This window comes from Streptomyces lydicus (assembly GCF_001729485.1).
Classification (GTDB): domain Bacteria; phylum Actinomycetota; class Actinomycetes; order Streptomycetales; family Streptomycetaceae; genus Streptomyces; species Streptomyces lydicus_D.
Window position 1 is genome coordinate 6,384,735 of sequence record NZ_CP017157.1, and the last position, 11,449, is coordinate 6,396,183.

Sequence of the window (11,449 nt, forward strand, 5' to 3'; positions counted from 1 at the left end):
GCCCGTTCGCGGTGACTCAGGCGCCGAGTCGCGCGACCGCTTCCTCGACCGTGAGCTCCTCGCGCTCGCCGGTGCGGCGGTCCTTGACCTCGACGACGCCCTCGCCGGCGCGACGGCCGGCGACCACGATGGTCGGAATGCCCAGCAGCTCGGCGTCGGTGAACTTCACGCCGGGCGAGACGCCGGCGCGGTCGTCGACCAGCACCCGCAGGCCCGCGGCGCCGAGCCGCTCGCCGACCTCCAGTGCGAGCTCGGTCTGCGTGGCCTTGCCGGCCGCGACGACGTGCACGTCGGCCGGCGCGATCTCGCGCGGCCAGCACAGGCCCTTGTCGTCGTGGGTCTGCTCGGCGAGCGCGGCCACCGCACGGGAGACCCCGATGCCGTACGAGCCCATGGTGACCCGCACCGGCTTGCCGTTCTGGCCGAGGACGTCGAGCTCGAAGGCGTCGGCGTACTTGCGGCCGAGCTGGAAGATGTGGCCGATCTCGATGGCGCGGTCGATCTTCAGGCCGGTGCCGCACTTCGGGCAGGGGTCACCGGGCTCGACGACGACCACGTCGAGGTAGTCGTCGACCTCGAAGTCCCGGCCCACGACGACGTTGCGGGCGTGCTTGCCCTCCTTGTTGGCGCCGGTGATCCAGGCCGTGCCGGGGGCGACGCGGGGGTCGGCGAGGTAGCGGAACGCCTTGCCGGCCAGGCCCTGCGGGCCGACGTAGCCGCGGACCAGCTCCGGGCGGTCGGTGAAGTCCTCGGCGGTGACCAGCTCGACGGTGGCCGGCGCGAGGTGCTCGCCCAGCTTGCCGAGGTCGACCTCGCGGTCGCCGGGCACGCCCACCGCGACGATCTCCCCGTCGACCTTGACCAGCAGGTTCTTCAGGGTCGCGGAGGCCGGTACGCCGAGGTGCTCGGCGAGCGTCTCGATGGTCGGGGTGTCGGGGGTGTCCAGCTCCTCGACGGGGCCGTGGGCAGCGCCGTCGGCGGGCTCGACCTTGACCGTGACGGCCTCGGTGTTGGCGGCGTAGTCGCAGCTCGGGCAGTCGACGAAGGTGTCCTCGCCGGCCGCGGCGGGCGCCAGGAACTCCTCGGAGGCGGAGCCGCCCATCGCGCCGGAGACGGCGGAGACGATGCGGTAGTCCAGGCCCAGGCGCTGGAAGATCTTCTGGTACGCCTCGCGGTGCAGCGCGTAGGACTGCGCCAGGCCCTCGTCGGTGGTGTCGAAGCTGTACGAGTCCTTCATGTGGAACTCGCGGCCGCGCAGCACGCCGGAGCGGGGGCGGGCCTCGTCGCGGTACTTGATCTGGATCTGGTAGAGGATCACCGGCAGGTCCTTGTAGGACGTGCACTGGTCCTTGACCGTGAGGGTGAAGATCTCCTCGTGGGTGGGGCCGAGGAGGTAGTCGGCGCCCTTGCGGTCCTTGAGGCGGAAGAGCAGGTCCCCGTACTCCTCCCAGCGGCCGCTGGTCTCGTAGGGCTCCTTGGGCAGCAGGGCCGGCAGCAGGACTTCCTGGCCGCCGATCGCGTCCATCTCCTCGCGCACGACGCGGGAGACGTTCTCCAGGACCTTCATGCCCAGCGGCAGCCACGTCCAGATGCCGGCGGAGGAGCGGCGGACGTACCCGGCGCGGACGAGCAGCTTGTGGCTGGCGGTCTCGGCGTCGGCCGGGTCGTCGCGCAGTGTCTTGATCATCAAGCGGGACATGCGCTGGACCTGTGCGGCGTTGGCCATGGGAGTTTCTCCTGCGTAAGAAAGGTGACTCCCTGGAGGTTAGCCGCCCGGGCGCGGCACACGGAAATGGGTTGCGGCCCGGGCGGGCGCTCAGTGGCGCTTGAGCGGCAGCGGCGCGCCCATCACGGCGTACGGCGTCGGCGCGCTCGGGAACAGCACCCGGCGGGCGATGTCGCGGTAGCCGAGCGAGCGGTACAGCGCGCGGGCCGGGCTCTCCACGTCGATGGCCGACAGGATGGAGCGCGGCTGGGTCGCCTCGTCGGTGATGCGGGTGATCAGCGACCGTCCGATGCCCCGGCCCTGGTAGGCGGGGTGGACGTGCAGCTCGGTGATGGTGAAGGAGTCGTCGAGCCAGTGGTCGATGCCCTGGCTGCGCAGGTACGGCTCGACGACGGTGGACCACCAGTGGGTGCGGTCGTTGGGCATGCCGTAGACGAAGCCGATGAGCCGGCCCGCGGGGGTGGTGGCGCCGAGGGCGCGGGCGCCGGGGCAGCCGAAGTGCCGCAGGACGATGTGCCGGCGCACGGCGATCTCGTCGTCGCTCAGTCCGAAGGCGAGCGCCTGGACGGCGAGCGCGTCGTCCACGCGGGCAGCGAGATCGAGGGGGCCGACCGCGACGTCATCCATGGTCGGAGCGTACAAGGCCGCGGGCCGGAACAGTACGCCCGCGGCGGGTCAGAACAGCACGCTCATGAACGCGCCGACCTCTTCGAAGCCCACCCTGCGGTAGGAGGCGCGGGCGGCGGTGTTGAAGTCGTTGACGTAGAGGCTGACGACCGGGGCGACATCGCTGAGCGCGTAGCGCAGCACGGCGGCCATGCCGGTCTCCGACAGGCCCTTGCCCCGGTAGGCGGGGTCGACCCAGACGCCCTGGATCTGGCAGGCCCGTTGGGTGGCGGCGCCGATCTCCGCCTTGAAGATGACCTTGCCGTCCTCGACGCGGGCGAACGAGCGGCCGGCGCCGACGAGTTCGGCGACGCGGGCCTGGTAGAGCAGACCGCCGTCGCCGGCCATCGGGGAGATGCCGACCTCCTCGGTGAACATGGCCACGCACGCCGGCATGATCAGGTCCATCTCGTTCTTGCGGATGCGCCGGACGTACGGGTCGGGGGCGATCTCGGCGGACGGTGCGGTGGTGACCATCAGGGGCTGGTGGGCGCGGATCTCGCGGGCCGGTCCCCAGGCGGGCTCCAGCAGCGACCACAGCTCGGAGGTGGGTCCGGCGGGGCCGACGATGGAGGAGCAGCGGCGGCCCTGCCGTCGGGCGCGCTCGGCGAAGCCGCGGACGGCTTCGGGGGTGGCGCAGACGGGGACGAGGTTGGCGCCGGCGTAGCAGAGGGACTCCAGGCGGCCGTCGGCGTACCAGCCCCACATCTCGCCGCCCAGCCGCCAGGGGTCGAGGCCGGCGATCTGGACGCGGGCGGCGACGAAGGCGTTGGCGACCGGGTCGCGGTCGAGCACCGCGAGCGCGTCGTCGAGTTCCCCGGGCTCGAGGACCTTGATGGCGGGGGTCGTCAGCACGTCTCGGAATGCCTCACCGGTACGGGCCTGGGAGGCCAGGCGGGAGCAGGTCCTGGCACTTTACCTCCACCCGCGCGGGAGCACCCGGCCCGCGGGGGCGGCGAACGCCGGGGAGGGGGCGGCACCGGCCGGGGAAGCCGTGAGCCCCGCGGCCCGGGGCGGGCGGCGGGGCTCGGAAGCGGTGGGCGGGCGGCTGGTCAGCCGGCGGCGGTGACGACCGGCTCGCCGGAGGCGACGCCGTCCTTCTCCATCTGCTCGGCGATCTTCAGGGCCTCTTCGATCAGGGTCTCGACGATCTTCGACTCGGGGACGGTCTTGATGACCTCGCCCTTGACGAAGATCTGGCCCTTGCCGTTGCCGGAGGCGACGCCGAGGTCGGCCTCGCGGGCCTCGCCGGGGCCGTTGACGACGCAGCCCATGACGGCGACGCGCAGCGGCACCTCCATGCCCTCCAGGCCCGCGGTGACCTCGTCGGCGAGCTTGTAGACGTCGACCTGGGCGCGGCCGCAGGACGGGCAGGAGACGATCTCCAGCCGGCGCTGGCGGAGGTTGAGCGACTCCAGGATGGAGATGCCGACCTTGACCTCCTCGGCGGGCGGCGCGGAGAGCGAGACGCGGATGGTGTCGCCGATGCCCTCGCTGAGCAGCGCGCCGAAGGCGACCGCGGACTTGATCGTGCCCTGGAAGGCGGGGCCGGCCTCGGTGACGCCGAGGTGGAGGGGGTAGTCGCACTGGGCGGCGAGCTGGCGGTAGGCGTTGACCATCACGACCGGGTCGTTGTGCTTGACCGAGATCTTGATGTCGCGGAAGCCGTGCTCCTCGAAGAGGGACGCCTCCCACAGCGCGGACTCGACCAGCGCCTCGGGGGTGGCCTTGCCGTACTTCTGCAGCAGGCGGCGGTCGAGGGAGCCGGCGTTCACGCCGATGCGGATCGGGGTGCCGGCGTCCCCGGCGGCCTTCGCGATCTCCTTGACCTTGTCGTCGAACTGCTTGATGTTGCCGGGGTTCACGCGGACCGCGGCGCAGCCGGCGTCGATGGCGGCGAAGACGTACTTCGGCTGGAAGTGGATGTCCGCGATGACCGGAATCTGAGACTTCCGGGCGATCACCGGCAGGGCGTCGGCGTCGTCCTGGGTCGGGCAGGCGACCCGGACGATCTGGCAGCCGGAGGCCGTCAGCTCGGCGATCTGCTGCAGCGTGGCGCCGATGTCGGACGTCCGCGTGGTCGTCATCGACTGCACCGAGACCGGTGCGTCTCCGCCCACGGCGACCGGACCGACGTGGATCTTGCGGCTGACCCGGCGGTCGGCCAGCTTCGTCGGTACGTCCGGCATTCCCAGTGAAATGGCAGTCATCTGGCGAGCAACCCCAAGGTGTGGATCAAGGTCCCGAATCGGCGGGCTCCGGGTTTCGAGATTACGGCACCGGTATTGCGATAGGCACATCGCGCCCCCGCGGACCCCCGAAAGAGGACGGCCGGACACCTCCAAACGCCACGGAGGTGCCCGGCCGTCGCCAAACCTTCTTTCAGGTCAATTTCACCGGATTCACCACGTCAGCGACGAGCACCAGCAGCGTGAAGCAGATGAAGATCCCGGCGACGACGTAGGCGACCGGCATGAGCTTGGCCACGTCGAAGGGGCCGGGGTCCGGCCTCCGGACGATCTTGGCGAAGGCCCGGCGGATGGCTTCCCACACGGCGCCGGCGATGTGCCCGCCGTCCAGCGGGAGCAGCGGCAGCATGTTGAACAGGAACAGCGAGAGGTTGAACCCCGCGACGAGGAAGAGCATCGTCGCGACCCGCTGCTCCGGCGGGATGTTCAGCGAGAAGACCTCACCGCCGACCCGTGCGGCGCCGACCACGCCCATCGGGGAGTCCTGCTTGCGCTCGCCGCCGTTGAAGGCCGCGTTCCACAGGTCCGGGACCTTGGCGGGCAGGTTGACCAGGGACGAGACGCCCTGCTCGACCATGTTGCCCATGCGGTCGACGGACTGGCCGAAGGACTGCTGGACGACGCCACTGGCGGGCGTGAAGCCGAGGAAGCCGGCGGTGACGAACTGCCCGGGGAGGTAGCCGCCGTGCCCGTCGGTCTTGGCGACCTTGTTCTCGATCAGGTCGGCGTGCAGCGTCCGGCGCGCGCCGTGCCGCTCGACGACCAGCGTCGCGGGCCCGGTGGTGTCGCGGATCTGCTGCTGGAGGGTGCCCCAGTCGGGGACGGCGTGCCCGTTGAACGAGACGATCTTGTCGCCGGCCCGCAGGCCCGCGGCCTTGGCCGGGGAGTCCTTGGCGCCTTGCGGGCACTTGTCGGTCTTGGCGGCGGCCGAGATGACGCAGTCCGAGACGGAGCCGACCTGGGTGGTCTGGGTGTTGATGCCGAAGCCCATCAGCACGCTCATGAAGATCACGACCGCGAGGATCAGGTTCATGAACGGCCCCGCGAACATCACGATGACGCGCTTCCACGGCTTGCGGGTGTAGAAGAGCCGCTTCTCGTCGCCGGGCTGCAGCTCCTCGAAGGCCGCCGACCGGGCGTCCTCGATCATCCCGCGGAACGGTGACGTGGAGCGGGCCTGCAGCTTTCCGTCGTCGCCGGGCGGGAACATCCCGATCATGCGGATGTAGCCGCCGAGCGGGATGGCCTTGATGCCGTACTCGGTGTCGCCCTTGCGGCGGGAGAAGATCGTCGGCCCGAAGCCCACCATGTACTGGGGCACGCGGATGCCGAACATCTTGGCCGTCGAGAGGTGGCCGAGCTCGTGCCAGGCGATGGAGAACAGCAGGCCGACGACGAAGACGACTATGCCGAGGATGGTCATCCAGGTCGTCATGCGCGAGCCTCCGAGGGTGTCCGTGCCGCACGGGCGGCCAGTTCGCGGGCGCGGGCGCGCGCCCAGGTCTCCGCTTCCAGGACGTCCGCGACGGTCAGGGAAGTTCCCCGGGCGGGCTTACCGTGTTCAGCGACCACATCGGCGACCGTATCCACAATCCCTGTGAACGGCAGTCCGCCCTTGAGGAATGCGTCAACACATTCCTCGTTCGCGGCGTTGAAGACGGCCGGCGCGGTACCGCCCAGCTCGCCGACGTGGCAGGCCAGCGGGACGGACGGGAAGGCGGACGCGTCGAGCGGGAAGAACTCCCAGGTCCGGGCCGTGGTCCAGTCCACCCCCGGGGCGGCGTCCGGGACCCGCTCGGGCCAGCCGATCCCCAGCGCGATCGGCATCCGCATGTCGGGCGGGCTGGCCTGCGCGAGGGTGGAGCCGTCGGTGAACTCCACCATCGAGTGGATGTAGGACTGCGGGTGGACGACGACCTCGATGCGGTCGAACGGGACGTCGAAGAGCAGATGCGCCTCGATGACCTCCAGGCCCTTGTTGACCAGGGTCGCGGAGTTGATGGTGACGACCGGGCCCATGGACCAGGTGGGGTGGGCCAGCGCCTGCTCGGGGGTGACCTCGGCCAGCTCGCGCTTCGTACGGCCGCGGAACGGGCCTCCGGAGGCGGTGACGACGAGCTTGCGGACCTCGGCGCGCTCGCCGCCGGCCAGGGCCTGGAAGAGCGCGGAGTGCTCGGAGTCGACGGGGATGATCTGGCCGGGCTTCGCGACGGCCTTGACCAGTGGGCCGCCGACGATCAGCGACTCCTTGTTGGCGAGCGCCAGCACCCGGCCGGCCTTCAGGGCGGCCAGGGTCGGCGCGAGGCCGATGGAGCCGGTGATGCCGTTGAGGACGGTGTGGCACTCGGAGGCGGCCAGCTCGGTGGCCGCGTCGGGGCCGGCCAGGATCTCGGGCAGCGGCTCGCCCGCGCCGTACCGCTCGGCCAGCGCCGCGCGCAGGGCCGGCAGCGCGTCCTCGCGCGCCACCGCCACAGTGTCCACCCGCAGCTGGTGCGCCTGCTCGGCCAGCAGGTCGGTCCGCCCGCCGGCGGCGGAGAGCGCGGTCACCCGGAAGCGGTCGGGGTTGCGCCGCACGATGTCGATCGCCTGGGTGCCGATCGACCCGGTGGAGCCGAGGATCACGATGCCGCGCGGGCCGTCGGGGGCGCCGGAGGCCGGCTCGAAGCGCAGGTGCGGATGGGCGAGGGAGTCCGTCATGCGGTCCATTGTGGCCGGTCGCCGGGGTGGCGTGGACACGGAGGGCGCGGAGCGGGGCCCGTACGGCGGATCTTCGCCGTACGGGCCCCGCGGCGCGCGGTCGCGGAGCGGCTCAGCGGATCGGGCGGCGGACGTTGTCCGCCCCGCTCGGGCCCGGGGTGGCGTCGGCGATCCAGGGGCCCTCGCCGCTGGGGTCGACGATGCCCTCCTCCAGCCAGGTGTAGCTGCCGTCGAGGACCCCGGAGACGACCTTGCGGTCGAGTTCGTCGGTGTTGGTCCACAGCCGGCCGAACAGCTCCTCGACCCGGATCCTGGCCTGCCGGCAGAACACGTCGGCCAGTTGCTGCGCCTCGCGGCCGTGGTCGCCGGTCTCCTGCAGGTACTCGGCGCGTACGCAGGCGGCGCTCATCGCGAACAGCTCGGCGCCGATGTCGACGATCCGGCCGAGGAAGCCCTGCTTGGTCTCCATCCGGCCCTGCCAGCGGGACATCGCGTAGAAGGTGGAGCGGGCGAGCTTGCGCGAGGTCCGCTCGACGTACCGCAGATGACCGGCCAGCCGGCCGAACTCCTGGTACGTGCGCGGGAGTTGACCGGGTCCGGCGACCAGCTTGGGCAGCCAGCGGGCGTAGAACTGGCCCGCCTTGGCGGCCGCCTTGCCCTTGTCGGCGAGGCTCTTGTCGGGGTCGATGAGGTCGCCGGCGACGGACAGATGAGCATCCACCGCCTCCCGGGCGATCAGCAGGTGCATGATCTCGGTCGAGCCCTCGAAGATCCGGTTGATGCGCATGTCGCGCAGCATCTGCTCGGCCGGTACGGCGCGTTCCCCGCGGGCGGCGAGCGAGGGGGCGGTCTCGAAGCCGCGGCCGCCGCGGATCTGGACCAGCTCGTCGGCCATCAGCCAGCCCATCTCGGAGCCGTAGAGCTTGGCGAGCGCGGCCTCGATGCGGATGTCGTTGCGGTTCTCGTCGGCCATCTGGGAGGAGAGGTCGACGACCGCTTCGAGGGCGAAGGTGGTGGCGGCGATGAAGGAGATCTTGGCGCCGACGGCCTCGTGCTTGGCGATCGGCCGGCCCCACTGCTCGCGGGCCGCGGACCACTCGCGGGCGATCTTCAGGCACCACTTGCCGGAGCCGACGCACATCGCGGGCAGCGAGAGCCGCCCGGTGTTGAGCGTGGTCAGGGCGATCTTCAGGCCGGCGCCCTCGGGGCCGATGCGGTTCGCCGCGGGGACCCGGACCCGGTGGAAGCGGGTGACGCCGTTCTCCAGGCCGCGCAGGCCCATGAAGGCGTTGCGGTTCTCGACCGTGATGCCGGCCGAGTCGGCCTCGACGACGAAGGCGGTGATGCCGCCCTTGTGGCCGTCGGAGGCGGGTACCCGCGCCATGACCACCAGCAGGTCGGCGACCACGCCGTTGGTGGTCCACAGTTTCACCCCGTCGAGGACGTAGTCCTCGCCGTCCGGCACGGCGGTGGTCGCGAGCCGGGCCGGGTCCGAGCCGACGTCGGGCTCGGTCAGCAGGAACGCCGAGATGTCCGTACGGGCCAGCCGCGGCAGGAAGGTCTCCTTCTGCTGCTGGGTGCCGAACAGCTTCAGCGGCTGCGGCACACCGATCGACTGGTGCGCGGAGAGCAGCGCGCCGACGGCGGGGCTGGCGGAGCCGACCAGCGACAGGGCGCGGTTGTAGTAGACCTGGGTGAGCCCGAGGCCGCCGTACTTCGGGTCGATCTTCATGCCGAGCGCACCGAGATCCTTGAGCCCGTCGACGACCTCGTCCGGGATCTGTCCCTCACGCTCGATCCGGGCGCCGTCGATCTCCGTCTCGCAGAACTCCCGCAGCGTGGCGAGGAACTTCTCGCCGCGGCGCACGTCATCGATCGCCGGCGTGGGGTGCGGATGGATGAGGTCGAGCCGGAAGCGCCCCAGGAACAGCTCCTTGGCGAAGCTGGGCTTGCGCCAGTCCTGCTCACGGGCCGCCTCGGCGACCTGGCGTGCTTCGCGCTCGGAGACGTTGCGGATGGATGGAGCGGTCATCAGGAGCTCACCTCGCCGCGGAATCGGGAGTTCTGCGCCGGCGGGCCGGTCGGGCCGCTGGAACAGCGCTACTTGTGAGAGTTACCCGATCCGCGCGGGTTGCACCACTGGAGGTACGGGGCCGCGGAGGGCGGGACGGCGTCTCCTGGCCATACGGGACATACGTCCCGGCAGATGCCCGGGCCGGCCGGGCGGCCTCGGCCCTTCGGGGGGTACGGCATACCGCGCTGGTTGTACGCACCGCCGCCTCTCCACCCTGCGGCACCCCCGCGTCTCCGCCTCCGACAGGAGGCACCGCGGGCGTCCGCGCCGTACGGTCAAGATCCGGCACGGGGGCTGCGCTGCCGGGCGGGGGGAGAACGGGGGACGCGGCGCGCTCCGGAAACAGGGTGCCGGAGCGCGCCGCGTCAGGGGCCGGCGCCGGGGGGTGCGCCGGCCGGGGTCCGGACGGTGATACGGCCCAAGGGAAGGCCGTCGCTGTCCACCGGTCCGGACCGGGTCGGGGAGTGACGTGAGGGTTGTCGTCGTCCCGCGGAGGGTTTACAGCGCCAGTCCGGTGAGGACCAGCACCCGCTCGTAGGTGTAGTCGTCCATCGCGAAGCGCACGCCCTCGCGCCCCACACCGGACTGCTTGACGCCGCCGTACGGCATCTGGTCCGCGCGGTAGGACGGCACGTCGCCGATGACCACGCCGCCGACCTCCAGGGCGCGGTGGGCACGGAACGCGGTCTGCACGTCGTGCGTGAAGACACCCGCCTGCAGGCCGAACTTGGAGTCGTTGACGGCCGCGAACGCCTCGTCCACCCCGTCGACCTTCTTGATCGTGAGGACCGGGCCGAAGACCTCCTCGCAGGCGAGGGTGGCGTCGGCGGGCACGTCCTCCAGGACGGTCGGCGCGTAGGAGGCGCCGTCGCGCTTGCCGCCGGCGAGCAGCTTCGCGCCGCGCTCCACGGCCTCGTCGACCCATGCCTCGACGCGCTTGGCGGCGTCCTCGTTCACCAGCGGGCCGACCTCGGTCGCGTCGTCCGACGGGTCGCCGGTGACCTGCGCCTCGACGGCCGCCACGATCTTGGGCACCAGCCGGTCGTACACGGACGCGTCCGCGATGACCCGCTGCACGGAGATGCAGGACTGGCCGCCCTGGTAGTTCGAGAAGATCGCGATGCGCTGCGCGGCCCGGTCCAGGTCCGCCTCGGAGGACCAGTCGGGCAGGACGACGGCCGCGCCGTTGCCGCCGAGCTCCAGGGTGCAGTGCTTGCGCGGGACCGAGTCGAGGATGGCGTAGCCGACCTTCTCGGAGCCGGTGAAGGAGACGACCGGCAGCCGCTCGTCCTGGACCAGCGCCGGCATCCGGTCGTTGGTCACCGGGAGGATCGACCAGGAACCGGCCGGCAGGTCGGTCTCGGCCAGCAGCTCGCCGATGATCAGGCCGGAGAGCGGGGTGGCCGGCGCGGGCTTGAGGATGATCGGGGCGCCGGCCGCGATGGCCGGGGCGACCTTGTGGGCGCACAGGTTCAGCGGGAAGTTGAACGGTGCGATGCCCAGGACCGTGCCGCGCGGGAAGCGGCGGGTCAGCGCGAGCCGGCCGGCGCCGCCCGCGTCGGTGTCCAGCCGCTGCGCCTCGCCGCCGTTGAAGCGGCGGGCCTCCTCGGCCGCGAAACGGAACACCGAGACGGCGCGGCCGACCTCACCGCGCGCCCACTTGATGGGCTTGCCGTTCTCCGCGGAGATCAGCTGCGCGATCTCCTCCGTGCGCTCCACCAGCCGGCGCTGCACGTGATCCAGGGCGGCGGCCCGCACGTGGGCGGGGGTCGCGGCGAACTCCTCCTGGACGGCGACGGAGGCGGCGACGGCCTCCTCGACCTGGGCCTCGGTGGGAATGCTCACCGTGCCGACGAGACGTCCGTCCCAGGGGGAGGTGACATCGAAGGTGGCGTCGCCGGTGGCCTTGCGGCCGGCGAGCCAGAAGGCGGTGGGGGCTGCATCAGTGTGGATCGGCACAGTGGAACCCGGCCCTTCAGAAGTGGTGGGTGGTGCGCATGGGCATGGCTCAGCGAGCGGCTCTGCGGTTTTGACTCT

Annotated in this window: 8 protein-coding genes; all 8 read right to left on the bottom strand. The window is 71.6% G+C overall.

Annotated features, from left to right (window positions below; translation table 11 throughout):
- Window positions 1-16 precede the first annotated feature (16 nt).
- The gene (locus tag SL103_RS27595; protein WP_069571627.1) at window positions 17-1,726 is read right to left on the bottom strand and encodes a proline--tRNA ligase; all 1,710 of its coding nucleotides are present in this window, start codon (window positions 1,724-1,726) and stop codon (window positions 17-19) included.
- A 90-nt stretch (window positions 1,727-1,816) separates the two neighbouring features.
- A complete protein-coding gene (locus SL103_RS27600; RefSeq protein WP_069571628.1) occupies window positions 1,817-2,353 on the bottom strand; it encodes a GNAT family N-acetyltransferase in 537 nt (178 codons plus the stop codon).
- Between the two features lie 48 nt (window positions 2,354-2,401).
- The gene (locus SL103_RS27605) at window positions 2,402-3,247 is read right to left on the bottom strand and encodes a GNAT family N-acetyltransferase (RefSeq protein ID WP_069571629.1); all 846 of its coding nucleotides are present in this window, start codon (window positions 3,245-3,247) and stop codon (window positions 2,402-2,404) included.
- A 197-nt stretch (window positions 3,248-3,444) separates the two neighbouring features.
- Window positions 3,445-4,602 carry a flavodoxin-dependent (E)-4-hydroxy-3-methylbut-2-enyl-diphosphate synthase gene (ispG, locus tag SL103_RS27615; protein ID WP_069571631.1) on the bottom strand — a complete coding sequence of 386 codons (1,158 nt, stop codon included), beginning with the start codon at window positions 4,600-4,602 and terminating at the stop codon, window positions 3,445-3,447.
- A 172-nt stretch (window positions 4,603-4,774) separates the two neighbouring features.
- Complete coding sequence (locus SL103_RS27620; RefSeq protein WP_069571632.1) at window positions 4,775-6,076, bottom strand: M50 family metallopeptidase; 1,302 nt, start codon at window positions 6,074-6,076, stop codon at window positions 4,775-4,777.
- On the bottom strand, window positions 6,073-7,338 hold the full coding sequence (gene dxr, locus SL103_RS27625) for a 1-deoxy-D-xylulose-5-phosphate reductoisomerase (RefSeq protein WP_069571633.1): 1,266 nt from the start codon (window positions 7,336-7,338) through the stop codon (window positions 6,073-6,075). Before dxr ends, SL103_RS27620 begins: the two co-directional genes overlap by 4 nt.
- A 112-nt stretch (window positions 7,339-7,450) precedes the next feature.
- Complete coding sequence (locus SL103_RS27630; protein ID WP_069571634.1) at window positions 7,451-9,370, bottom strand: acyl-CoA dehydrogenase family protein; 1,920 nt, start codon at window positions 9,368-9,370, stop codon at window positions 7,451-7,453.
- A 540-nt stretch (window positions 9,371-9,910) separates the two neighbouring features.
- Window positions 9,911-11,371 carry an aldehyde dehydrogenase family protein gene (locus tag SL103_RS27635; RefSeq protein ID WP_069571635.1) on the bottom strand — a complete coding sequence of 487 codons (1,461 nt, stop codon included), beginning with the start codon at window positions 11,369-11,371 and terminating at the stop codon, window positions 9,911-9,913.
- Window positions 11,372-11,449 lie beyond the last annotated feature (78 nt).

Bases quoted from the DNA above. Each gene is read 5' to 3' on its own strand.
- SL103_RS27595 (WP_069571627.1), bottom strand. From the start codon at position 1,726: ATGGCCAACGCCGCACAGGTCCAGCGCATGTCCCGCTTGATGATCAAG.
- SL103_RS27600 (WP_069571628.1), bottom strand. From the start codon at position 2,353: ATGGATGACGTCGCGGTCGGCCCCCTCGATCTCGCTGCCCGCGTGGAC.
- ispG (WP_069571631.1), bottom strand. From the start codon at position 4,602: ATGACTGCCATTTCACTGGGAATGCCGGACGTACCGACGAAGCTGGCC.
- SL103_RS27620 (WP_069571632.1), bottom strand. From the start codon at position 6,076: ATGACGACCTGGATGACCATCCTCGGCATAGTCGTCTTCGTCGTCGGC.
- dxr (WP_069571633.1), bottom strand. From the start codon at position 7,338: ATGACGGACTCCCTCGCCCATCCGCACCTGCGCTTCGAGCCGGCCTCC.
- SL103_RS27630 (WP_069571634.1), bottom strand. From the start codon at position 9,370: ATGACCGCTCCATCCATCCGCAACGTCTCCGAGCGCGAAGCACGCCAG.